Consider the following 24,860-nt stretch of genomic DNA (forward strand, 5'->3'; position numbering starts at 1 on the left):
CGGCCGGCACAATTCTTCCATTTTTGTTCTCCCATTGCACTTTCAACAACTTGCCGTGCTGAAGCAGATAGGCATTCCCGCCTGATGCGAGGTCAATTTCCCTGCGCCCTGCATCATCGACGACTTCATGCTGTGCTTCTACGATAAAGATGTTGTCCAGGAGTACCGGTTCATCGGTTTCATAATCTGCCGTCTTTTCTCCTGCAGATATTCTGCTGTACTTCTCTGTTTCCTGATTATACTCATAAACCGGGGAAAAGGAAGGATGATCGTAGTAAGACACTTTAACGGATATTGCGTCTTCCCCAGATACCTCTTCAGATTTCCCAAAGTCCAGCGGTTCCGGAGGAGTATCCATTTCAGCCCCGACCTTCTCGGCTCCTTTTTTCACATTCTCAAATGAGATATAGGAGTTATGAGGCGCGACGCGGAAATCCGCCCGCTTGAATAAGGATCCGTCATACTCCATTCCATTGATATTGTCGACCGTTCCGCCCGTCAGCAATGCCTTTGCTTCCGGACTGTATCCGTGGGCTACAAAAAAACTGTTGTAGCCTTGTCCCAACTCAATGAAATAATCACGTGCACTCCTTACCGGTCCCACCTTCTCAGGCTGTTCGCTTTGAAACAGGGCGATAAACCTTGTTACATTACCTTCAGCCAGTACCTCATAAACAATATCCGCTTTATCCAATCCTGACTGCGGGCGTGCTTTGGGGTGGTTATTGACGACCACCGCCACCGCTCTCTGATTGGCTGCTTCATCAGTGCCAAGCCCAGTCAACGGAAATTGATAAGGTGATTCTGCCGATTCTTCATTTGTATCCTTGTCGACAGAATCATTTTGTTCCGTATTATTTTCTGTCGTGTTATCATTAGTTTCTGTTGCTTCATTATCAGAACTGCATGCTGTCAGCAGTAAAGCGGTCATGGCCGCTATCGCAGTTTTTTTCCACATCTGAAAAATACACCCCTAAGCCAAACTTATTCCTTACTTTAATATTTTAACGCATTATCGTGGGAAAGAGTACCGTTTTCTTCATAACATCATAGATTCCGCGCTGGGTAACCCTGATATAAGGCAGATGTGTCGACTGCAAGAACAGTAATGTATAAACAGGATCATTGAAAGAGTATCCTCTGTCAAACAGGAGTTCCTTCATTTTTTTCTCTTCCTCAATTAATACATCCATCTTTTTATCAGACATGATTCCCCCGACAGTCAATGGAATTTCATGCAGGATTTCCTCGTTTTCGCTTAGGACAATCCCCCCGCCGATTTCCTTCATTCTGTTAAAAGCATGCATAATGTCCCTTTTATCTTTTCCTATTGCAATGATGTCTCCAGTGTTAGAAAACGACGAGACGAACCCTTTCACACTATCGGCAAAACCTTTCACCATTGTGCTGATCCGCCACTTCCCGTTTCGGTCAATTAGCATAAGGAAGCATTCATCATGACTTTCAGACAAAGTCATTTCTGACGCGTCAATTCCTACTGAATACGGCTTTGTTATGACTTCGTTAACCATTTGAATTCCGAACGGCATGGAGAACTGCAGGTCATCATAAGTTAAATCCCACTCCATGTTCAACGGCGCAAGCCCGAACTTTTTCCAGTCAGGTGCCGGCACATCCTTCGGTTCCCCTTGGAAGGACTTCATCCATTCCCCCTTTGCCATAACCGCAGCTGGTGTCGGCTGCTCTTTGCTGTTCAGGAAATTGATGTTCGCCACCCTTCCCGCGGCAATCATTCCATGATGATGAGAAATCCGGTAGTGCCTGGCAACATTGTAGCTTGCCATATGGTAGGCATCTATCAAAGGAATGCCACTCTCTATCGCTGTGGCAATCAGGTCATCGAGGACCCCTTTTTCATAAAATCCTGGTGTCGATCCATCCGTCGTCAGCATCATCTCATTGTAATTCTCAATGTCATATTCCTTTATCTCGTTTAGTAGTTTTTCCAAATCAGGCCTGATGGATGAATTTCTTAATGTCACGGCCAAGCCTTGCATCAATCTCGTGTATACGTCTTTGCCGGACATGGCCTCATGGTCGCCATCTATCCCGAGCAGCGCCATTTTGGCCAGCGTTTTTTCAGAAGCCCCGGGTAAATGTCCTTCCACTACTTTATTCTTTCTTTTGGCTTCCTGCATCAAGTGGAGAATCATATCATCCCCGTCAAGCAGTCTCGGCCAGGAAGTCAGTTCGCCTCCCTGCACGACATCCTCATGGCTGAGCCACGATTTCACTTCGTTATGGGAAAACACCGTCTCTTCTCTCTGCATCTCTGTCTGCGAATCGAACCGGGCCCACCAGAACATTGAGAAAGGCAGTTTCTTCAGCTCCTCCAACAAAGTAAACGCTTTCTTTTTATTCATCAATAAAAACAACATAAGGTTGTCATTGATGAATGTGGTGGTTCCGGTTTGGGATGCATAATGGGCAAAAGAATGGGGATTATAAAGTTGAAACGGGTGCACATGAGGTTCTATGTAGCCAGGGACAAGGAAGTACTGGCCACAATCTGTTACTTCACACCCATCAAGATTTTCCGGGAGCTGATCTCCACAATAGATAATGCGGTCTTGATATATCCAAATATGGGCTGTTACCCATTTCTTCAAAACAGAGTGGAGATATACGGCATTTTTTAAAATTTTCGTGGGCTTCAACCCGCCGTTTATAACATCTATATGTTCACGCAGCTGTTTGTTTTTCCATCGATATCTGTGTACCAACTATGAACACTCCTCTATATAGAGACTAAGCCTGACAAGCTCTTTCAGTGTCAGCCCTGAAAGTCATTAATTACTAATGTTATCATAGTTTGGACTTTAACGCATTAAAGGTTTACAGAAAAGAGTGTTAATTTTAAAAAAGGAGGAAATCACATGAAGGTCACACAAAACATTGGCATCGTGAATGCCTTGATCAGAATCACAGTAGGATTCACCGTCCTCTCATGGGCGACAGCTAAGCTTGTCAAAATGCCTTGGAGGGACTCCTACTTATGGATGGCGCTGCTTGGGGGAATGAAAGTCGGAGAAGGAATCCTCCGCTTCTGCCCGATCACAGCCATGTTTGAAAACCAGGACTCAGAGGATAACGGCACAAAAGAAGGCAAAAGCATGATGAACATCACCTCCATCTTGAAAGGCAATAACGGCGAATCCAGCCAGAAAAAAACCGACATCGACAGCGATGAAAAAACACAGGACATGCCGGCTCTTCCTTATAACCCGTCCTAAAGTGCGGTGCCGCTTTAACGCACCACCGCACTAAGAGGGACAGTCCCTCTTAGTGCATTAACGCGTTACAGAGGTGTAGGGGACTGTCCCTCTTAGTGCTTTAACGTGTTAAACACCAGGAACAATAAAACAGGGTGTCCATTTGGGGCACCCTGTTGTTCCAAATCTTTATAAATTGGAGTGATTGATATGTTTTGGGAATATGTTACCGATCTGTCTTATGTTCTAATATCCGTCATCGGCGGGATCATCGCCATTCTTTATGCGTTTATGAGGAAAGGACGGAAGAAGCGCGTTCGATAGCCCTGCGCCCGATATCCTTACGGCAAAACAGGCCTTCGACATCCAATTTGCCAATCTCACTGTATACTTTGTCCAGCGCTTTCGCTAACTCTTGCTGTTTGGAAGCAATCAGAAGACCCGTCCGCCATTGGAAACGAGGCGGCCGCTGTCATCAATAGTTGTTCCCGCATGGTACACAAGCGTATCCACTTGAAGTTTCTCAAGGTCTTTAACAGGAACGGATTTCTTATAAGATTCCGGATACCCCTCGGCTGCCAGAACTACTCCCGCAACTCCCTGTTCATCCCATTCAAGCGTTACTTCTTGTCCTTCGCATAGGTTTAAAAGCACTTTTCCAAGGTCCGATTGAAGCCTCGGCAGCACCACCTGCGTTTCAGGATCGCCGAAGCGCGCGTTGAATTCAATCACCTTAGGACCTTGCGCAGTCAAAATCAATCCCGCATAAAGGACGCCTTTAAAGGATCTTCCTTCAGCCCTCATCGCTTTCGCCGTTGGGAGCAAGATGGTCTGGACTGCACCACTGATTACCTTGCCGCTAATATGGGGAACCGGGGAATATGCACCCATTCCGCCTGTATTCGGGCCTTGATCTCCATCAAAAGCACGCTTATGGTCTTGTGCAGCCTCCATCGGGTACACCTTTTCACCATCGACAAATGCCATTAAGGAAAACTCTTCTCCCTCTAAAAACTCTTCGATGACAACCTTTGCAGACGCCTTTCCGAACTTTGCTTGAAGAAGCATGTCTTCCAATGCATCTATGGCTTCATCTACCGACTGGGCCACCACTACGCCTTTACCGGCAGCTAGTCCGTCGGCTTTAATGACAATCGGTGCACCTGATTTCAAAACATACTCTCTGGCACTTTCAAAATCGGAAAACGTCTCGTAGGCAGCTGTCGGAATGCTGTATTTTTTCATCAACTCTTTAGCAAACGACTTGCTTCCTTCAATGACAGCCGCTTGTTTGTCCGGGCCGAAAACTTTCAGTCCTGCATCGGTGAACGCATCGACAATCCCTTCTAAAAGCGGTATCTCCGGACCCACTACCGTCAAGTCCACTTGGCTGCGTTTTGCAAACTCGATCAATGCCTCAAAATCCGTTTCTTCAATATCAATCGTATGTACCAGTTCTGTTATTCCGGCATTCCCAGGAGCACAGTAAACCTTTTCCACGCTCTGGCTTTTTTGCAAGGCATCACAAAGAGCATGCTCTCTTCCGCCGCGTCCGATGACAAGTACGTTCATTTTGACACCCCTTTTTTATGTATGAGGTGCAGCGAGTGCACCTCTTGGTTTTTTTAAAACGAGTAGCGAGTAAAAACGTCAGGTGGAGTTTGTCGAAAATTGTTGGTTGGTCGATAAATCCTGATAATCGCCGATAAAAGATCCAGGATCGCTGATAAATTTGTAAAATCGCTGATAAAACTCGATAATCGCCGATAAATACGAAAAATCGCTGATAAATTGTCTCCACCAGCAGATTCTGCTTTACCACACCGGCCGTTGAACCGCAGCCGTTCGGTCGTTATTCGACATGAATTGGCTGATATTCGACACAAGTTGGTCGTTATTCGACAAGAACCAATCGATATTCGATAAAAACGGGGCGTTATCCGACACACCCCACTGATTACCCCCAACAAAAACGCCAGATCCCGCACTCACTGATCAATGTTTAAAATGCCGAACTCCCGTCATCACCATTGTAATACCGTACTCATCCGCTTTTTTGATCGAATCTTCATCGCGGATTGAACCGCCCGGCTGAATGATGGCGGTGATTCCCGCTTTTGCGGCTGCTTCCACTGTGTCATCCATCGGGAAGAATGCATCAGAGGCCATTGCGGCTCCTTCTGCTTTCGCACCGGCTTGTTCCAGTGCGATTTTAGCAGCACCGACACGGTTCATCTGTCCGGCGCCGATTCCGAGGGTCATGTCTTTATCTGTTACGACGATTGCGTTGGATTTTACATGTTTCACGACTTTCCAGCCAAGCTTCATTGCTTCCCACTCTGCTTCAGTTGGTTCCCGCTTAGTCGCAACTTTAATATCTGCATCTTCCAACGTAAAAGCATCATCTTCCTGAACGAGCAGTCCGCCTTCAATGGATACCAGTTTGTCTTCCACTTTCTTGGCAGTATCAAATGGAACTGTCAGCAATCGGATATTCTTTTTGCCTGTCAGAACTTCCATAGCCCTATCCGTGAATGCAGGGGCAATGATGATTTCCAGGAAAATCTCATTCAGGCGCAGGGCAGTTTCTTCATCAACAGCACGATTCAACGCAATGATTCCGCCGAAGATAGATGTGGAATCCGCTTCATAAGCTTTTACAAAGGCCGCTTCAATTGTCTCGCCCGTCCCGACACCGCAAGGGTTCATATGTTTTACCGCAACGGCAGCAGGCTCATCAAACTCTTTAATGATTTGCAGGGCTGCGTTAGCATCGTTGATATTGTTATAGGAAAGTTCTTTTCCATGAAGCTGCCTCGCCATTGCCACAGAGTATTCCGAACCAAGCGGCTGCTTATAGAAGGCCGCTTTCTGGTGAGGGTTTTCACCGTATCTCAAGTTCTGCTTCAATTCATATGTGACTGTCAGCGACTCAGGGCTTTCTTCGCCGGCAAGGTCTGTCATGAATTGTGAAATGTAGGCATCATACGCTGCTGTGTGACGGAAAACTTTTGCTGCAAGTTTTTTTCTTAACAGTACAGGTGCTTCACCATTTGCCTTAATTTCGTTGATGACCGTGTCATAATCCTGGGAATCGACGACAACAGTTACATATTGATGATTCTTGGCAGCTGCACGAAGCATAGTCGGTCCGCCGATATCAATATTTTCAATCGCATCTTCTTCCGTTACATTCGGCTTGGCGATTGTTTGCTGAAATGGGTAGAGGTTTACGCAAACGAGGTCGATCGGGAAAATGTCCTGTTCTTCCATCTGCAGGCGGTGGGCTTCAACGTCCCTCTTTGCCAGGAGGCCTCCATGGATTTTGGGGTGAAGGGTTTTTACTCTGCCTTCCATAATTTCCGGAAACCCTGTCACTTCCTCCACTCCCGTGACAAAAATGCCGTTATCAAGCAGGATGTTCTTCGTCCCGCCCGTTGAGATGATGTCATATCCAAGGTCCTGAAGACCTTTTGCAAATTCCACAATTCCACTCTTATCTGATACGCTGATCAGGGCTCTTTTTTTCATATCGGTATTCCTCCTTGTAGTGCAGTCCATCTTAAACTTTGTGTATCGATGTCATGAATAGATGTGTTAATGTCTCCGGATAGAGAGTGTGCTCAACATCCTGGATCTTCTGCTGAAGCGTTTTTCTGTTATCAAAAGGTGAAATCCGGACAACCTCTTGAGCGATGATGGGTCCGGTATCCATTCCTTCATCAACGAAGTGGACGGTCACCCCGGTTACCTTCACACCGGCATTGATCGCCTGGCCGATTGCATCCTTACCAGGAAAAGAAGGCAGTAGTGATGGATGGATATTCACAATCCTTCCCGGAAAATGTTCCAGCAAGACGTTTCCGATAAGCCTCATGTAGCCTGCCAGGACAAGGAAATCCACCCCTCTGCTAACCAACCTCTGGGCAATTTCCCTTTCGAAATCCGGTTTTGACTTATACTCCTTTGGATTGAAAACAAAGGTCGCGATGCCTGCTGCTTTCGCCCGTTCAATGACAAACGCATCGGGTTTGTCACAAACAAGTATCTCCACCTTTGCCTGGAGTTTTCCGCTATGTACTGAGTCGACAATCGATTGAAAGTTCGTTCCGCTTCCAGAAGCGAACACTGCTATCTTTTTCATTTTCCGTCCCCATTTCTGCTAATGCTTATTTTTAGAAGGCGAAAGCAAAATGGGCGACGTCCAAAATATGTGTCAAACCCATTTTATCCCTGTTGCATTTCTCCTTCAACGATTCGGACTCCATCGCCGGAAGTTACTTTGCCTATCAGGTACGCCTTTTCTCCCATTTCGTTAAAAAACATCACTGCCTCTTCCGCTTCGGAAGCATCGACGGCAAGGACAAATCCGATCCCCATATTAAAAATGTTGTACATTTCCACGTGAGGAATACTGCCCAATTCTTCCAGCACCTTAAAAATTTCAGGGAGTTCCCACTCTGCAGTATCGATTTCTGCCCCTAATCCCTCTGGCAGCATCCTCGGGATATTTTCTATGAATCCGCCTCCGGTAATATGGGACATGCCCTTGATGGAGAATTTCTTCATGGCCGCCAACACCGGTTTCACATAAATTTTTGTTGGCGTGAGCAAAGCTTCCCCAAGCGTGGAACCTAACTCCGGCATATACGTATCCAAATCGTACGAATGGTTTTCAAAAAATACTTTTCTGACCAATGAGTATCCATTACTATGTATACCACTGGAAGCCAGGCCGACTAACATATTTCCTTTAGAAATTTCATCCCCTGTGATAAGCTGGCTCTTTTCGCATGCACCAACCGCAAAGCCGGCAATGTCATACTCATCCGCTTCGTACAGTCCAGGCATTTCGGCCGTTTCTCCGCCTGTCAGGCCGGCACCTGCCATTTCACATCCGTCCGCGACCCCTTTTACAATGCTCTCTATCTTTTCGGGAACTGCTTTTCCGCACGCGATATAATCCAGGAAATATAGGGGTTCAGCTCCCTGTACAACGATATCGTTCACACACATGGCAACACAGTCAATGCCGATCGTGTCATGCTTATCGGCCATGAAAGCAAGCTTTAGCTTCGTTCCCACACCATCAGTACCCGACACCAATACCGGCTCTTTCAACCCGAGCTCGGAAAGGTCGAACATTCCGCCAAAACCGCCCAAGGAACCGAGCATTCCCTTGCGCTTCGTACGTTCCACGTGCTTCTTGATCCGGTTTACCGATTCATAGCCGGCATCGATATCGACACCAGCATTTTTATAAGCATTAGCCATTTTTGTTCCTCCTAGCGTACAAGCTCTTTTTCATAAGGATGAAGGGTGTCAGGATAAATTTCCGTCGGGTATTTCCCTGTAAAACAGGCCAGGCAATGCCCCCGGTTTTCAGATAGATCGTTCCTGCCGACTGCTTCAACCATTCCTTCTGTACTTAAGAAGGTCAACGAATCCGCTCCGATGATTTCCCTGATTTCCTCCACCGAACGGGTGCTGGCAATCAGTTCTTCATGGGTGCTCGTATCTATACCGTAGTAGCATGGGTTCTTGATCGGAGGCGAGCTGATCACCACATGGACTTCCGTTGCACCGGCTTCTTTCAGCATGGTAACAATCCTTCTGCTTGTCGTGCCGCGGACAATCGAGTCATCCACCATCACGACGCGCTTTCCTTCAACAACGCCCCGAACCGGTGAAAGCTTCATCTTTACCCCCTGCTCCCTTAGTGACTGGGAAGGTTGAATAAATGTTCTTCCTACATAACGGTTCTTGATCAATCCCATCTCATAAGGAATGCCGGAAGCTTCCGCATACCCGATCGCACTGGAAATGCTGGAATCCGGAACACCTGTGACGACATCCGCTTCAATCGGCGCTTCCTTTGCAAGCTGCATGCCCATGCGCTTTCTTGCACTATGGACATTGATGCCGTGGATGTTGCTGTCCGGTCTTGAAAAATAAACATATTCCATCGTGCAGACAGATGTACCGCAAGATATCGTAAATCTCTCGGAGGAAATGCCCTCATCATTAATAATCAGCAGTTCACCCGGCTCAACATCACGGATAAATTCAGCTCCAGTGATATCAAAAGCACATGTTTCTGAGGCAACACAATAAGAATCACCGATACGACCGAGTGATAACGGTCTTAACCCGTTAGGATCCAGCGCCACCAACATTTCCGTCTCGGTCATAATGACAAACGCATAAGCTCCCTTCAGCATAGTCAAAGCATTTTTGACACGGTCCTTTAACGTCGGAAAACCGCTTCTTTTGATCAAGTGTGCCAAAACTTCTGTGTCTGAACTTGTTTGAAAAATACTTCCCTGACTTTCAAGCTGGTGCTTCAAAGCATTGGCATTCACTAGGTTCCCGTTATGCGCCAGTGCAAGGCTTCCGTTTCCGGAATGGAAAAGAAGGGGCTGGACATTTTCATATCCGCCGCCCCCTGCTGTGGCATAGCGCACATGGCCGATGGCTGCCTTCCCGTTCAAGCCTTCAATCGCTCCCTGCTGAAAAACTTCCGTTACAAGGCCCTCACCTTTAACGCCTGTAAGTTTTTCTCCGTCCGTTACCACAATGCCGGCACCTTCCTGTCCGCGATGCTGCAGGCTGTGTAACCCGTAATAGGTCAGTTGAGCTGCATTGCTGCTTCCCCAGATACCAAAAACGCCGCATTCTTCATTTAAGCCTTTGATTTCAGCAAGCATGGGATAGCTCCTTTCCAAGCTGATTCCAATTCTTCCACTGTTGAAAGCAGGACAACTTGCCCATCCTGATCGACGAATTTGAGGTATGCTGAATCATTCACTTCACCAACCAGCTTTGCATCCGCTATCGTCTGTTCAAACTGTTCCTGGAATTCTTTTTTAACTGACACGATAAAACGGGACTGTGTTTCACTGAATAATTCTGCCGTTAGATTGTCGCCTATTCTGATTGTAGCTCCCAACCCTTTTGTTCCGAAAGTCGATTCTGCCATCGCAACCGCAAGTCCGCCTTCAGCAATATCATGAGCAGATGCTGCATACCCTTTACGGATCGCATTCAGCAATGCTTCCTGCCTTTGCTGTTCAACAGCCAGATCAAGTGCTGGAGATTTCCCGAAAATCTTGCCGTTCATCATTTTCTGAAGCTCGCTTCCGCCAAATTCTTCACGGGCATCACCAATCACATAAATCAAATCACCTGCAGCCTTGAACCGCTGAGTCGTAATATGGGAAAGATCTTCAATCAAGCCGACCATCCCGACGACCGGTGTTGGATAAACCGCCTTGCCTCTTGACTCGTTGTAAAGGGAAACGTTCCCGCCAATGACCGGTGTGGAAAGCGTACGGCAAGCCTCGCTCATCCCGTCAACGGATTTTTCGATCTGCCAGAAAATTTCCGGCTTTTCAGGATTCCCGAAGTTGAGACAGTCCGTGATCGCCAAAGGCATCCCGCCAGAGCAGACGATGTTGCGTGCCGCTTCAACCACAGCGATCTTCCCTCCCATTTCAGGATCAAGATAAAGGTAGCGGGAGTTACAGTCTGTCGTCATCGCAAGTGCTTTCTTCGTCCCTCTGATTCGGATGACTGCAGCATCAGAACCCGGGGAAACGACGGTATTCGTTCGTACCTGGTGATCATATTGATCGTAAACCCACTCTTTGCTCGCAATTGTGGGCTGTGACAGCAGGTCTTTTAGTGTATTTTTATAATCGATCACTTGAGGAACTTCAGCCTCCATCTCCTGAAACTCCCTGAAATAAGCAGGCTCCTGGGAAGGCTTATGGTATACCGGCGCATCTTCAGCCAAGGCATCGACTGGAACTTCAGCCACGATTTCTCCTCCGTGAAGAAGTCTCAGTGTTTTATCCGCTGTCACGCGGCCGATTGCTACAGCATCCAAATCATACTTTGAAACGATCTCTTCAATACCAGCCTCGCGTCCTTTTTCAACGACAATCAGCATTCTTTCTTGAGATTCAGACAGCATCATTTCATAAGGAGTCATATCTTTCTCACGCTGAGGAACAAGGTCAAGGTTCATTTCAATACCCGAACCTGCTTTGCTCGCCATTTCTGCTGAAGAACTTGTAAGACCTGCCGCACCCATATCCTGAATTCCTACAAGTGCATCGGATTTTACCAGTTCCAGGCATGCCTCGAGAAGCAGTTTTTCCATGAATGGGTCTCCTACCTGGACCGCTGGGCGCTTCTCTTCTGATTCTTCACCGAGCTCTTCTGATGCAAATGTCGCACCATGGATTCCGTCACGGCCCGTTTTCGCCCCAATGTACATCACCGTGTTGCCTGTTCCATGAGCAACACCCTTTTGGATGTCTTCATGGTTGATCAGCCCGACGCACATCGCGTTGACAAGCGGGTTGCCTTCGTAGGCAGCGTCAAATTGAACTTCTCCGCCTACAGTCGGAATGCCGATGCAGTTACCGTAGCCGGCAATCCCTGCGACTACTTCTTCAAAAAGGTACTTAACACGAGGAGAATCCAGTTCTCCAAAGCGTAAAGAGTTGAGTAATGCGACAGGTCTTGCCCCCATCGAAAATACATCTCGTATAATTCCGCCGACACCCGTTGCCGCCCCTTGATAAGGCTCGATCGCTGACGGGTGGTTATGGCTTTCAATCTTGAATACAACTGCTTGTTGGTCTCCGATGTCAACGATTCCAGCTCCTTCTCCAGGCCCTTGAAGGACACGTTCTCCTGTAATCGGGAACTTTTTCAGCACAGGCTTTGAATTCTTGTAGCTGCAATGCTCTGACCACATCACCGAGAAAAGTCCAGTCTCTGTATAGTTCGGTGTTCTTCCAAGGATGTTCTCCACCATTATGAACTCTTCATCCGTCAGACCCATCTCGCGGTAGATTTTCTCTTCTTTGATTCTGGTTTCATTCGGCTCAAGCATTAACGGCATGTCGTTCCCTCCAGTGCTTTACAATTGATTGAAATAGTTTGCGTCCATCGGCGCTTCCCAGCAATTCATCCATCGCTCTTTCCGGATGCGGCATCATACCGAGTACATTTCCGGCTTTGTTTGTGATCCCGGCAATATCCGCGAGGCTTCCATTCGGATTGCTGCCGGCATATGTGAATACGATTTGGTTATTAGTCTTTAACTCTTCCAATGTTTCCTGGTCACAGTAATAGTTGCCTTCACCATGGGCAACAGGGATATTCATGATTTCGCCGCTTTCATATCCTCCTGTGAACATCGTGTTGTTGTTCTCTACTTTTAAAGGCAGTGTACGGCAGATGAATTTCAATCCGTCATTTCGCAGCAAAGCTCCCGGAAGAAGTCCTGCTTCTAATAAAATCTGGAATCCGTTGCAGACACCAAGGACCGGTTTTCCGGCTTCAGCCGCTTTCACCACTTCACCCATTACATTCGAAAAACGTGCAATCGATCCGCAGCGCAGGTAGTCTCCATATGAGAAACCGCCCGGCAGAAGGATAGCATCATAGTCTTCGAGATTGTCGGCGTCATGCCACACATATTCAACTTCCTCACCAATTTCATCTTTAATCGCATGGTACATGTCAATGTCACAGTTCGAGCCCGGAAAAACGATTACAGCAAACTTCATTGGCCAACCAACTCCTCGATTTCATAACGGTAATCCTCTATGACCGGATTAGCCAGCAGCTTGCTGCACATTTCGTCGACAGCTTCTTCTACACTCTTGTCAGAAGGAGAAATTGTCAGTTCCATATATTTACCGATGCGCACGTCTTCCACCTGGCTGTAATCCATGCTGTGCAGGGAATTCTGTACCGCCTTTCCCTGCGGATCCAATACGCTTTCTCTTAGTGTGATAAATACCTTTACTTTGTACATGTTTCTTTTCCTCCCAATCGTTCAAGAATAATAGAATATACGTCTGTCAAATTGCCCAAGTCTCTGCGGAACACATCTTTATCGAACTTCTCATTCGTATCCTTATCCCAAAGCCTGCAAGTGTCAGGCGAGATTTCATCAGCGAGCATTATATTGCCATCTCTGTCTTTCCCGAACTCCAGCTTGAAATCGATCAATTTAATGCCGATCTTCTCAAAAATCTCCGTCAACACAGCATTTATTTTTAAACCCTGGTTCTTCAGAAACTCAACCTCTTCACGGCCCGCCAGCTCAAGCAATTCAACATGAGCCTCCGTCAGCAGCGGGTCCCCGAGATCATCATCTTTATAGTAAAACTCTACGATGCTGTGCCTTAATGCTGTACCTTCTTCCAAACCAAGTCTTTTTGCTAAACTTCCGGCCGCAACATTTCTGACCACAACTTCCAGAGGAATAATGTCCACCCGTTTTACAAGCTGCTCATTCTCTGAAATCCTCTCGATGAAATGACTCCCAATCCCCTTGTCTTTCAGCTTTGAAAACAGCAAACTGCTAATCTCGTTATTCAAAACGCCTTTGCCGCCAATTTCTGCTTTCTTCTCCCCATTAAAAGCAGTTGCCGAATCCTTGTATTCCACCCATACCTCATCACTGTTTTCCGTGCTGTATACCCTCTTTGCTTTCCCTTCGTATAAAAGACCCTGTTTTCCCATCCCGAGAACCCCTTTTCTATATGAAGATGACTTCACCCCTTTAAAGCGTTAAGAGGGACAGTCCCTCTTAGTGCTTTAAAGCACTAAACTAACTATGAATATTAGCAATCTTCAGTCTATGTTTTATAAAAAAAGGAAGAGACCCCTCTCTTCCTTTATGTGATTACTTCAAACCACAGCGTTCAAAAATCGTATCCACATGCTTCAGATGATGATTGTAGTCGAAGCAGTCATCAATTTCAGCCGGTGAAAGCTTGGATGTTATAGCCTCTTCTTCTTCAATCAGCGAGCGGAAAGGCACTTGCTTCTCCCAAGCTTCCATCGCTTTCGGCTGCACCGTATCATAGGCTGCTTCGCGGGCCATCCCCTTGTCGATCAGAGCCAGAAGCACACGCTGAGAATAAATGAGGCCGAGTGTACGGTCCATATTGCGTTTCATATTCTCAGGATAAACAGTCAAGTTTTTCACGATATTGCTGAAGCGATTCAGCATGTAGTTCAAAGCAATCGTAGCATCCGGCAAAATCACTCTTTCTGCAGAAGAGTGAGAGATGTCGCGTTCATGCCAAAGCGGCACATTCTCATACGCCGTCATCATGTAGCCCCTGATCACACGCGCCATTCCCGTCATATTCTCAGATCCGATCGGATTCCGTTTGTGCGGCATCGCGGAAGATCCTTTTTGTCCTTTTGCAAAGAACTCCTCTACTTCACGCGTTTCACTCTTTTGCAGACCGCGGATTTCCACGGAAAACTTTTCAATTGATGTTGCAATCAAAGCGATCGTGCTCATATAGTGGGCATGACGGTCACGCTGCAGGGTCTGCGTTGAAACCGGAGCCGGTGACAATCCTAGTTTTTCACAAACATAAGATTCTACGAAAGGTTCGATGTTGGCATAAGTTCCGACAGCTCCGGAAATTTTGCCGAATTCGACGCCTGCAGCCGCTGCTTTGAAGCGTTCAAGGTTTCTTTTCATCTCTTCGTACCAAAGAGCCAGTTTCAAACCAAATGTCGTCGGTTCTGCATGAACACCGTGCGTTCTTCCCATCATGACGGTATCTTTGTGTTCAATGGCTTTATTTTTCAAGACCTCAATGAAATTTTCCAGATCCTTAGTAATGATTTCGTTTGCCTGGCGGAGCAGATAGGATAACGCCGTATCCACAACATCCGTTGACGTCAGCCCGTAGTGGATCCATTTGCGCTCTTCTCCAAGAGTCTCTGAAACTGCTCTTGTAAAAGCAACCACGTCATGGCGCGTCTCTTCTTCGATTTCTTTTATGCGATCCACATTGAAGCCTGCGTTCTCTCTAATTTTCATTACGTCTTCTTTCGGAATGTCCCCAAGCTCTGCCCATGCTTCACATGCTAAAATTTCTACTTCAAGCCATGCCTGGAAGCGGTTCTCCTCTGTCCAAATCGCTCCCATCTCCGGGCGTGTATAACGTTCAATCATAATTATTTTCCTCCGATCATTTCTTTACTGTTCCAGATGTCTGTCTCATTTAATTGAAGTAAAACCGTCTCTATATCGTTCGTCAAAATGGTCACGTGCCCCATTTTGCGCTTCGCCTTTGCTTCATCTTTTCCATAAAGGTGGATGGACCAGGCCGGCTGATGAGGGATGCTTTCAATAACCCCCTGCAGGTGCTCTCCCAATATGTTGACCATGACAGCCGGCTTGATGATATCCGTACTTTTTAACGGCCAGTTACAAATCGCGCGGATATGCTGGGCAAACTGTGACGTCTCGCATGCCTCGATGGAAAAGTGTCCTGAGTTATGAGGACGCGGAGCCAATTCATTCACATAGATGTCCTTGTCTTCCGTCAGGAACATTTCAACAGCCAGCGTGCCGACCATATCAAGTGTTTCTGCCACCTTTTTCGCTGTATTAACAGCCTTCTCATTGTCAGCATCGCTTATTCTTGCCGGCGCAATCGTCTGATGAAGAATATTGTCCACGTGGATGTTCTCCACTGCCGGGAAAACGCTCATTTCCCCGGATGGTGTCCTTGTAACAATGACAGATATTTCTTTATCAAAAGACATCCATTTCTCAAGTACGCAAGGTCCGCCAACCAGGAGCCCCGCGGCTTTTTCAATATCTGCAGATTCATAGAGTACAGCCTGGCCTTTGCCATCATAGCCGCCCCTGGCTGTCTTTAGGACGACCGGATAGCCAAGCTTCTCTGCTTTCTCACCGATCTCCTCTTCACATACAATGACTTCATAAGGAGCGACTTCCACCCCGCCGTATACAAGGGCTTCCTTCTCCGCAATGCGGTTTTGCGTGATACGAATCAATTCCGCACCCTGCGGGACATATGCCTTTTCGGTAAGATCTTTCAATGCATGGTAGTCAATGTTTTCAAACTCATATGTAATGACGTCGCTAAGTTCTGAAAGCCTTTCAAGTGCTTCACGGTCTTCGTAATCCGCAATGATCACTTCATCGGCAACCTGAGCACACGGTCCATTGCTTCCCGGGTCCAAAACTGCGATTCTGAAGCCTGCTTCCTTCGCGGCCAGTGCCATCATTCTGCCAAGCTGGCCTCCGCCGATAATGCCGATAGTCTGTCCTGGATAGATCACTTTTTTATTCAAGCTCATCACTGCTTTCCATCACTTTTTGTCTCAGGGCTTCCCTGCTGCTGTCCAGTTTATTGGCAATTCCATCATCCTCTGTTGAAAGAATCTGCGCAGCAAGCAGCCCGGCATTCTTGGCACCCGCTTCACCGATGGCCACTGTCGCAACCGGTACACCGCCCGGCATTTGGACGATGGATAAAAGTGAATCCAGGCCATTCAATGCCTTAGACTGTACAGGAACTCCGATGACTGGAAGAGTCGTCTTGGCGGCAACCATTCCCGGTAGATGTGCTGCTCCGCCGGCACCGGCGATGATTACTTTCAAGCCTCTTCCCCTGGCGCTCTCTGCATAGTCGAACATCAAGTCAGGGGTTCTGTGGGCAGAGACCACTTTTTTCTCGTAAATGATGCCATACTCATCAAGAATATCACATGCATGCTTCATTGTTTTCCAATCAGAAGTACTTCCCATGACAACTCCCACTTTTGGCTGCATCTTGTTACCTCCTGGAATCTATATTTTGGTGCTAGTTGATTGATTCGCTGCAAGCAACCCTTATAAAAAAATGCTTTCATGACATGGATGCTGTTGAAAACTAGTTGATTTCCGCTGCAGGTGCACGACTCCGCGGGGCGGGCGGTGAGCCTCCTCGGCTGCGCCTGTGGGGTCTCACCTGTCATCAAGAGTGGAAGCGCCCTGATCAGCCCCGACAGGCAAATGTTCCTCAGAGAAAAAAAGGTGATCTTTCCTTTTATTCTCTGAGGGTTATTTGACCCCGAGGGGTTGGGCGTTGGAACTAGACGTCCCGCTAGTCCCGCAGGAGATCGCGCACCTTCCGCTCCAATCGATTGCGATAATAAATATAAAGGTTGAAATAGCGTTAAAATTCTGCTACTCAGTAAAGAGAAAGTTTCTACACAATTTTTAATATTTATTTTAAATACAAAAACCCGGATTAACGCTTCTCATGAGAGAAAGCAGTTAACCCGGGCACGCAAACCAAGAAACCGGTCCCGTAAAGGGATGGATTTTGGCCAAGTCCTCCAGACAGCTACTTTCCCTCATAGTCCGATCATTTACGGTAACCGGGTAGATACTTATGGGCCATATTCCCAAGATTATATGAGGGTGTTTACTTGTTGTTTTCATCATAACAACACTGCAGCGCAACTGTCAACGAAAAATCGAACGATAATAGTTTTCAGAAAATTAATGTTCGTATTTAGTCGATTTTTCTTCCTTCAAATATTATTTTTTGTCTGGCCGGGACATATTCAACCTGACCATTCTTCTTTTCTTCATGAAAAACAGGCTTCTCCATCCTCTTTACAGGAGCATACCCTTCCTGTTTCATTCTATCTAAACACGATGATATACTTTCATTTTCTTCAACTTCAAACATCTTTTTATTTTTACTCATTGGCAGATAAGTTTTCCTTTCTGATTTTCCTTACTGTCTTCACCCAGAATCCGCCATGGATGGTCTTGGGTTCATAGGCAATGATGAATGCTTTGGGGTCCAATTCTTTAATTGTTTGGTATAACTTCACTTCATTCTTTCTTGGCGTAAGAATCTGCATGGCCATCCGGTCCCCTTCAAGTCCATGTGCAGCCCAGTTGGTCACTCCATACCCCTTTGACCTCAGCTTTCCAGGTAGTTCATTATTGTAATCGGCCGTTATGACATTGACTGTAATATACCCCAGTGCCAGTTTCTCTTCGATTTTCATCCCGGCAATGACGCCAAGGCCATACCCTACAGCATAAGCGACAAGGTTCTGGATCTCATTCAGGTTATCCAGTACAAGCCCAAGCCCCACAACATATATGACGACTTCAAACATACTGACAAATGCAGCAATGTACCGGTATCCCTTTAATGTTAGTATCATCCTTATGGTAAAAAAAGAAACATATACTATATTAATGACGAGAATAATCGCAACCATTGTAAAACTGTTATCCAGCAAACGTGTTCCCCCTTCAATTCAGGTTTAGACAGCAGGTCGTTGATTTCTACTTACTCTACTAGAATTTTCCCTTTTTGTGAACCATTAATCCATCAATCATTGTTTATTGTCTAAATGCGCTGTAATTCTATCATCATAAATAAACTGTTTGGATCTTCCTTGTACCGAGCAAACGGTTTACAATACACAAACCCAAACCTTTCATAAAGCCTTCTGGCAGGTTCAAATGCTGCCATAGACCCTGTCTCCAGGCTCAGCCTCGAATACCCTCTTCTGCGAGACTCTTCGATTATATGTTGAAGCATCCTCTTGGAAACCCCTTTTCTCAAATGAAGAGACGACGTCTTCATCGACTTAATTTCCCCGTGCCGCGCATCCAGTTCTTTCAGAGCTCCGCAGCCAACCAATTCGTCCTCTTCCCACGCACTCCAAAATGTAATCTCCGGCTGCTTCAGCCCATCCAGGTTAAGCGCATGCCTGCTTTCAGCGGGAGAATGCAGCGCCATGTTCCGTAGGTGGTCCATGATTAATTCCCCAACTTCCGGCCGCGATAAATCATCCACTTTTATTTCCATGCTGATCTCTCCTTAGTGTTATTAGAGGCAATGAAAACTATCAAAAAAAGAGCACCAGCTAAGGCACCCTTTCCTATCAACTGTCTTTTATAAAAGTTTTTTGAATGGCCTCTTCAAGAGCGAAAGGTTCTATCCTCGATTTTGCATACCGTTTGGTGACATTAATATCTTTATGCCCCGCAAGCCTCGAAACAATTTCGATGCTGACCCCTTTATCCACGAGCTGCTGACAGAAAGTATGACGAAGCTTGTGAGGGTTCACATCAAATTTTTTCAATATATATTGAATCGCTCTCTCTGTGAGTCTCTCATTTGCTCTGGAAACAAATACGGCATCTTTCACAGGAGACGTTGCAAGATGGCATTCCAAATAGTATTTTGCCTCAACTGATAAGGGAATCGTCCTAGGATGGCCTGTCGACGTTCTCACTTCCAAGCGCCCCTTATCTAAATCGATATCCGATTGATTCAGGGCACAAAGTTCAGACACCCGGATACCAGTATGCAGCAGCGTATACACAATCGCTGTATTCCGGTCATTTCCTTCTTCTTTTACCTTTTTTAATAGAGTTGCACATTGGCTTCCATTCAAGCACTCAATCTCAGTCCTCTTATCCGTCGTTTTCATTTCTATGCCCGTTGTTATTTCCGGCCTCTTAATAAATTTTGAAAACGTGCGAATTGCCCCTAGAATCTTATCAGTGGTTACAGGACTTCTGCCCTGCCCCTCCAAAAAGCGGATGTATTGCTGCACATCCTCCTGTGAGACCTCTTTCAAGGACAATCCTTTCTGTTGAAGCCAATCCTGATATTTTGTCAGTTCTCTTTCATAGGTCCTTACCGTATTCGCTGACTTCCCTTCATTTTCAAGCCAAACTGTAAAATCTTCGATAATTGCATTAGGAGACTGTTTCAAAACTTGACCCTCCAGAGAATAGACTTAGTCTCTTTATGTTAAAGTTTTCGGAATAGGAAGTCAACTTCTGCGAAAACTTTTGATTGGCTTAGTGATTTTTCAGGTGGGGGAATGGCGGGGTGTCCGTGTTTTGGACAGGCTGTAGGTCATTGGAGATGTGGACTAGGTAGATTTAGGTGGAATTAATAATCTCTTTCTGTTTTTAAGGGAATTGCGCAGTATTTTGTGCCAACTTAGGGAGTTTGCACCCAAAATAAGGTCACGAGCTATACTCTTCTTGGAGGTTTAGGATATAGCAGCTGGCTCCATTTTGAGTTATGCACCGAATGCTGCGGATTTTGCGTCTAACGTGGGAGTTATGCGTTGAAAACGAAAGTTATGCGTCTAATCAAGGGAGTTATGCATCTAAAATGAAAGTTATGCACCAAACTGGCTTTTTGATGTAAGTTTGCTGCGATTTCCTTCTAACTCGTACCTCCTTCCGCTATAATCTATAAAATCTGTTTGGTTTACGGATTCAATCGAATAAATCACTCTTTTATGTAGGCTCTGGAACTAATTGCGTCCAATCCCGTTTAATTGCCTCTAATGTTGAATAATTGCGTCTTGTCAGCGTTAATTGCGTCTAATCTCAGGTTAATTGCGTCTAATTCAGATTAATTGCGTCTAGCAGCAAAACCACTCCAGCTATCTCTTCACAAAACATAGAAAAAGAGGAACTCATTAGGGTTCAGCTTTTAAGAAAGACCATTCCGCTGCAGAAACTACAATAGTTGTATTGCAATTAGCAATCAGAAAAACCGAAACAACATTCAACTACTCTCAAAACAAATCGCATGGAAACTTATGTTAATATGTAGTAAAAGCAAATGTTCCGTACGAGCAGGATAGTTGTTCAAACCTTTAGGAATGCAATGAGGTAAAAAGGGAGGATAAATTGTTAAAGATATTGCACATTATCTTATCAATAACAGTTATTTTACTTGCAGGGTATGGTTTGATTACTAAGGATTTTAAATTTCAACCATATATGATGTTGTTTTTAAGTTTAACTATGTTAGTAATGGGTGTAAGGGAGTTTCAAAAGGGAAATAAAGGTTACGGCTGGTTAGGTATAGCTGCATTTTTATTTATCTTTTTTGTATCCATCCAAATTTTCTTATCGAAATAATAGAGGGCTTTCATGGGCAGAGCCCACTTCGGTGTTCTCTCCCTCTTGTCCTTGACCTTCTTGCTCCTCCCCATCCTCGCTCCTGCTTCGTATTAAATTTCGGAACTAAACAAACACTCTCCCCATCTTTTTAAACACAAAAAAAAGAGCACCATATCGGGTACTCTTTGGTTTGCCTGGCGACGTCCTACTCTCACAGGGGGAGGCCCAACTACCATCGGCACTGAAGGCTCGGACGGCGATGAGCGGCGAATCTCTTCGTCCGCTTCGCTCGTTCACATCCTCATGGGCAGAGCCCACTCCGGTGTTCGCTCCCTCTCGTCCTCGACCTTCTTGTTCCTCTCCATCCTCGCTCCTGCGGAGAACGGGGATCTGCTGGAGGATCTCCCCCTTTTTCTTTTCAATACAAAAAAAGAGCAACACATCGGGTACTCTTTGGTTCGCCTGGCGACGTCCTACTCTCACAGGGGGAGATCCCCCAACTACCATCGGCGCTGAAGAGCTTAACTTCCGTGTTCGGCATGGGAACGGGTGTGACCTCTTCGCCTTAATCACCAGACATATTCAATTGAAAGAACATCGTTCTCTCAAAACTAGATAAAGTTATGAAGAAAAGAAAGTATTCCGAGTTTCGCTAAAAATTGTGGTTAAGTCCTCGATCGATTAGTATCTGTCAGCTGCACGTGTCGCCACGCTTCCACCTCAGACCTATCTACCTGATCATCTTTCAGGGATCTTACTCACATAAAGTGATGGGAAATCTCATCTCGAGGGGGGCTTCATGCTTAGATGCTTTCAGCACTTATCCCTTCCGCACATAGCTACCCAGCGATGCCTTTGGCAAGACAACTGGTACACCAGCGGTGCGTCCATCCCGGTCCTCTCGTACTAAGGACAGCTCCTCTCAAATTTCCTGCGCCCACGACGGATAGGGACCGAACTGTCTCACGACGTTCTGAACCCAGCTCGCGTACCGCTTTAATGGGCGAACAGCCCAACCCTTGGGACCGACTACAGCCCCAGGATGCGATGAGCCGACATCGAGGTGCCAAACCTCCCCGTCGATGTGGACTCTTGGGGGAGATAAGCCTGTTATCCCCGGGGTAGCTTTTATCCGTTGAGCGATGGCCCTTCCATGCGGAACCACCGGATCACTAAGCCCGACTTTCGTCCCTGCTCGACTTGTAGGTCTCGCAGTCAAGCTCCCTTGTGCCTTTACACTCTGCGAATGATTTCCAACCATTCTGAGGGAACCTTTGGGCGCCTCCGTTACTCTTTAGGAGGCGACCGCCCCAGTCAAACTGCCCACCTGACACTGTCTCCCACCCCGATAAGGGGCGCGGGTTAGAAGTTCAACACAGCCAGGGTAGTATCCCACCGACGCCTCCACCGAAGCTGGCGCTCCGGTTTCTTAGGCTCCTACCTATCCTGTACAAGCTGTGCCAAAATTCAATATCAGGCTACAGTAAAGCTCCACGGGGTCTTTCCGTCCTGTCGCGGGTAACCTGCATCTTCACAGGTACTATAATTTCACCGAGTCTCTCGTTGAGACAGTGCCCAGATCGTTGCGCCTTTCGTGCGGGTCGGAACTTACCCGACAAGGAATTTCGCTACCTTAGGACCGTTATAGTTACGGCCGCCGTTTACTGGGGCTTCGGTTCGCACCTTCGCTTGCGCTAAGCACTCCCCTTAACCTTCCAGCACCGGGCAGGCGTCAGCCCCTATACTTCGCCTTACGGCTTCGCAGAGACCTGTGTTTTTGCTAAACAGTCGCCTGGGCCTATTCACTGCGGCTCTCTCGGGCTTGCACCCTACCAGAGCACCCCTTCTCCCGAAGTTACGGGGTCATTTTGCCGAGTTCCTTAACGAGAGTTCTCTCGCTCACCTTAGGATTCTCTCCTCGCCTACCTGTGTCGGTTTGCGGTACGGGCACCTTTTTCCTCGCTAGAGGCTTTTCTTGGCAGTGTGGAATCAGGAACTTCGGTACTATATTTCCCTCGCTATCACAGCTCAGCCTTCACGGTGACGGGATTTGCCTCATCACCAGCCTAACTGCTTAGACGCGCATATCCAACAGCGCGCTTACCCTATCCTCCTGCGTCCCCCCATCACTCAAACGGAAAAGAGGTGGTACAGGAATATCAACCTGTTATCCATCGCCTACGCCTTTCGGCCTCGGCTTAGGTCCCGACTAACCCTGAGCGGACGAGCCTTCCTCAGGAAACCTTAGGCATTCGGTGGACAGGATTCTCACCTGTCTTTCGCTACTCATACCGGCATTCTCACTTCTAAGCGCTCCACCAGTCCTTACGGTCCAGCTTCACAGCCCTTAGAACGCTCTCCTACCACTGACACCAAACGGTGTCAATCCACAGCTTCGGTGATACGTTTAGCCCCGGTACATTTTCGGCGCAGAGTCACTCGACCAGTGAGCTATTACGCACTCTTTAAATGGTGGCTGCTTCTAAGCCAACATCCTGGTTGTCTAAGCAACTCCACATCCTTTTCCACTTAACGTATACTTTGGGACCTTAGCTGGTGGTCTGGGCTGTTTCCCTTTCGACTACGGATCTTATCACTCGCAGTCTGACTCCCATGGATAAGTCTTTGGCATTCGGAGTTTGTCTGAATTCGGTAACCCGATGAGGGCCCCTAGTCCAAACAGTGCTCTACCTCCAAGACTCTACTACATGAGGCTAGCCCTAAAGCTATTTCGGAGAGAACCAGCTATCTCCAAGTTCGATGGGATTTCTCCGCTACCCACACCTCATCCCCGCACTTTTCAACGTGCGTGGGTTCGGGCCTCCATTCAGTGTTACCTGAACTTCACCCTGGACATGGGTAGATCACCTGGTTTCGGGTCTACGACCACATACTCATTCGCCCTATTCAGACTCGCTTTCGCTGCGGCTCCGTCTTTCCGACTTAACCTTGCATGGGATCGTAACTCGCCGGTTCATTCTACAAAAGGCACGCCATCACCCGTTAACGGGCTCTGACTACTTGTAGGCACACGGTTTCAGGTTCTATTTCACTCCCCTTCCGGGGTGCTTTTCACCTTTCCCTCACGGTACTGGTTCACTATCGGTCACTAGGGAGTATTTAGCCTTGGGAGATGGTCCTCCCAGCTTCCGACGGGATTTCTCGTGTCCCGCCGTACTCAGGATCCACTCAAGAGGGAACGAAGTTTCGACTACAGGGTTATTACCTTCTGTGACGAGCCTTTCCAGACTTCTTCGTCTACTTCGTTCCTTTGTACTCCGTATAGAGTGTCCTACAACCCCAAGAGGCAAGCCTCTTGGTTTGGGCTAATCCCGTTTCGCTCGCCGCTACTCAGGGAATCGCGTTTGCTTTCTCTTCCTCCGGGTACTTAGATGTTTCAGTTCCCCGGGTCTGCCTTCCATACTCTATGTATTCAAGTATGGATACTGCACCATTACGTGCAGCGGGTTCCCCCATTCGGAAATCTCCGGATCAAAGCTTACTTACAGCTCCCCGAAGCATATCGGTGTTAGTCCCGTCCTTCATCGGCTCCTAGTGCCAAGGCATCCACCGTGCGCCCTTTCTAACTTAACCGTCGTCGAATGATAAGCTTCGGATTGCTGCGTTGCCTTCGTTTCTTCCGCTGCTCATGTACGTTAAAGTACACTCCGCTGCTCAGAAACTCGGCGCCTTGCACTCCTCGCTTCTCATCCGCCTTAGTTTTTTGAAAAAATATCTCATAAGAGATATCCTAAAATGGCGAATTCTCGGTTCTTTCTTGACTTTCTTCATATATCTTTATCTAGTTTTCAAAGAACAATGTTTTGACAGTAATTAAACCATCAAAACTGAACAAAACAAAATCAATA

20 protein-coding genes, 2 rRNA genes, 1 pseudogene and 1 riboswitch are annotated in these 24,860 nt (G+C 46.8%); of the genes and pseudogenes, 3 read left to right on the plus strand and 20 right to left on the minus strand.

Going from position 1 to position 24,860, the window contains the following annotated elements; genetic code table 11:
* Both BSG1_RS13745 and BSG1_RS13750 read right to left on the minus strand, forming a co-directional pair.
* The coding region (locus BSG1_RS13745) for a DUF3048 domain-containing protein (protein ID WP_006837690.1) at window positions 1-958 on the minus strand (958 nt) is incomplete at its 3' end.
* A 46-nt stretch (window positions 959-1,004) separates the two neighbouring features.
* Window positions 1,005-2,744, minus strand: a complete 1,740-nt coding sequence (locus BSG1_RS13750) for an adenine deaminase C-terminal domain-containing protein (RefSeq protein WP_006837691.1) — start codon at window positions 2,742-2,744, stop codon at window positions 1,005-1,007.
* Between the two features lie 153 nt (window positions 2,745-2,897).
* Between BSG1_RS13750 and BSG1_RS21800 the strand changes: the two genes are divergently transcribed.
* Together BSG1_RS21800 and BSG1_RS21660 are read left to right on the plus strand one after the other, a co-directional pair.
* Window positions 2,898-3,254 carry a YgaP family membrane protein gene (locus tag BSG1_RS21800; protein ID WP_006837692.1) on the plus strand — a complete coding sequence of 119 codons (357 nt, stop codon included), beginning with the start codon at window positions 2,898-2,900 and terminating at the stop codon, window positions 3,252-3,254.
* A gap of 189 nt (window positions 3,255-3,443) precedes the next feature.
* Complete coding sequence (locus BSG1_RS21660; RefSeq protein ID WP_332248313.1) at window positions 3,444-3,557, plus strand: EYxxD motif small membrane protein; 114 nt, start codon at window positions 3,444-3,446, stop codon at window positions 3,555-3,557.
* Here BSG1_RS21660 and purD read toward each other — a convergent pair.
* The 16 genes and pseudogenes from purD to BSG1_RS13835 all read right to left on the minus strand — a co-directional run bounded on the left by purD (window position 3,523) and on the right by BSG1_RS13835 (window position 19,838).
* Window positions 3,523-4,805, minus strand: a pseudogene (gene purD, locus BSG1_RS13760) (phosphoribosylamine--glycine ligase). The gene BSG1_RS21660 and the pseudogene purD overlap by 35 nt on opposite strands.
* A gap of 423 nt (window positions 4,806-5,228) precedes the next feature.
* Window positions 5,229-6,764 carry a bifunctional phosphoribosylaminoimidazolecarboxamide formyltransferase/IMP cyclohydrolase gene (gene purH, locus BSG1_RS13765; protein WP_006837694.1) on the minus strand — a complete coding sequence of 512 codons (1,536 nt, stop codon included), beginning with the start codon at window positions 6,762-6,764 and terminating at the stop codon, window positions 5,229-5,231.
* Between the two features lie 31 nt (window positions 6,765-6,795).
* On the minus strand, window positions 6,796-7,377 hold the full coding sequence (gene purN / locus BSG1_RS13770; protein WP_006837695.1) for a phosphoribosylglycinamide formyltransferase: 582 nt from the start codon (window positions 7,375-7,377) through the stop codon (window positions 6,796-6,798).
* A gap of 83 nt (window positions 7,378-7,460) precedes the next feature.
* Window positions 7,461-8,507 carry a phosphoribosylformylglycinamidine cyclo-ligase gene (gene purM, locus BSG1_RS13775; protein WP_006837696.1) on the minus strand — a complete coding sequence of 349 codons (1,047 nt, stop codon included), beginning with the start codon at window positions 8,505-8,507 and terminating at the stop codon, window positions 7,461-7,463.
* Window positions 8,508-8,518: 11 nt separating this feature from the next.
* Window positions 8,519-9,940, minus strand: a complete 1,422-nt coding sequence (gene purF, locus BSG1_RS13780; RefSeq protein ID WP_006837697.1) for an amidophosphoribosyltransferase — start codon at window positions 9,938-9,940, stop codon at window positions 8,519-8,521.
* On the minus strand, window positions 9,916-12,147 hold the full coding sequence (gene purL / locus BSG1_RS13785) for a phosphoribosylformylglycinamidine synthase subunit PurL (RefSeq protein WP_006837698.1): 2,232 nt from the start codon (window positions 12,145-12,147) through the stop codon (window positions 9,916-9,918). Before purL ends, purF begins: the two co-directional genes overlap by 25 nt.
* The gene (gene purQ, locus BSG1_RS13790; protein ID WP_006837699.1) at window positions 12,131-12,817 is read right to left on the minus strand and encodes a phosphoribosylformylglycinamidine synthase subunit PurQ; all 687 of its coding nucleotides are present in this window, start codon (window positions 12,815-12,817) and stop codon (window positions 12,131-12,133) included. Before purQ ends, purL begins: the two co-directional genes overlap by 17 nt.
* Entirely contained in the window at window positions 12,814-13,068 is a 255-nt protein-coding gene (gene purS, locus BSG1_RS13795; protein ID WP_006837700.1) for a phosphoribosylformylglycinamidine synthase subunit PurS, read from the minus strand. The genes purQ and purS overlap by 4 nt, the downstream gene beginning before the upstream one ends.
* Window positions 13,056-13,781, minus strand: coding sequence for a phosphoribosylaminoimidazolesuccinocarboxamide synthase (gene purC, locus BSG1_RS13800; protein ID WP_006837701.1), 726 nt, complete (start codon window positions 13,779-13,781; stop codon window positions 13,056-13,058). Before purC ends, purS begins: the two co-directional genes overlap by 13 nt.
* Window positions 13,782-13,944: 163 nt before the next feature.
* Window positions 13,945-15,240, minus strand: coding sequence for an adenylosuccinate lyase (gene purB / locus BSG1_RS13805; RefSeq protein ID WP_006837702.1), 1,296 nt, complete (start codon window positions 15,238-15,240; stop codon window positions 13,945-13,947).
* A 2-nt stretch (window positions 15,241-15,242) separates the two neighbouring features.
* A complete protein-coding gene (gene purK, locus BSG1_RS13810; protein ID WP_006837703.1) occupies window positions 15,243-16,397 on the minus strand; it encodes a 5-(carboxyamino)imidazole ribonucleotide synthase in 1,155 nt (384 codons plus the stop codon).
* On the minus strand, window positions 16,384-16,872 hold the full coding sequence (gene purE, locus BSG1_RS13815; protein WP_006837704.1) for a 5-(carboxyamino)imidazole ribonucleotide mutase: 489 nt from the start codon (window positions 16,870-16,872) through the stop codon (window positions 16,384-16,386). The genes purK and purE overlap by 14 nt, the downstream gene beginning before the upstream one ends.
* A 549-nt stretch (window positions 16,873-17,421) precedes the next feature.
* Window positions 17,422-17,523: riboswitch (purine riboswitch) on the minus strand.
* A 76-nt stretch (window positions 17,524-17,599) separates the two neighbouring features.
* Window positions 17,600-17,797, minus strand: coding sequence for an NETI motif-containing protein (locus BSG1_RS13820; RefSeq protein ID WP_006837705.1), 198 nt, complete (start codon window positions 17,795-17,797; stop codon window positions 17,600-17,602).
* Window positions 17,790-18,347, minus strand: coding sequence for a DUF2179 domain-containing protein (locus BSG1_RS13825; RefSeq protein ID WP_044022916.1), 558 nt, complete (start codon window positions 18,345-18,347; stop codon window positions 17,790-17,792). Before BSG1_RS13825 ends, BSG1_RS13820 begins: the two co-directional genes overlap by 8 nt.
* 110 nt (window positions 18,348-18,457) lie before the next feature.
* Window positions 18,458-18,922, minus strand: coding sequence for a GNAT family N-acetyltransferase (locus tag BSG1_RS13830; protein WP_006837707.1), 465 nt, complete (start codon window positions 18,920-18,922; stop codon window positions 18,458-18,460).
* Window positions 18,923-18,998: 76 nt separating this feature from the next.
* Entirely contained in the window at window positions 18,999-19,838 is an 840-nt protein-coding gene (locus BSG1_RS13835) for a tyrosine-type recombinase/integrase (protein WP_006837708.1), read from the minus strand.
* A 937-nt stretch (window positions 19,839-20,775) separates the two neighbouring features.
* Here BSG1_RS13835 and BSG1_RS20425 point away from each other — a divergent pair.
* Window positions 20,776-21,009 carry a DUF3953 domain-containing protein gene (locus BSG1_RS20425; RefSeq protein WP_083802888.1) on the plus strand — a complete coding sequence of 78 codons (234 nt, stop codon included), beginning with the start codon at window positions 20,776-20,778 and terminating at the stop codon, window positions 21,007-21,009.
* A 442-nt stretch (window positions 21,010-21,451) separates the two neighbouring features.
* On the opposite strand, the gene rrf is transcribed toward BSG1_RS20425, so the two are convergent.
* Both rrf and BSG1_RS13850 read right to left on the minus strand, forming a co-directional pair.
* Window positions 21,452-21,568, minus strand: a 5S ribosomal RNA gene (rrf, locus tag BSG1_RS13845).
* A gap of 84 nt (window positions 21,569-21,652) precedes the next feature.
* A 23S ribosomal RNA gene (locus tag BSG1_RS13850) occupies window positions 21,653-24,585 on the minus strand.
* Between the last annotated feature and the right edge of the window lie 275 nt (window positions 24,586-24,860).

This window comes from Bacillus sp. SG-1 (assembly GCF_000181495.1).
GTDB lineage: Bacteria > Bacillota > Bacilli > Bacillales > Bacillaceae_B > Rossellomorea.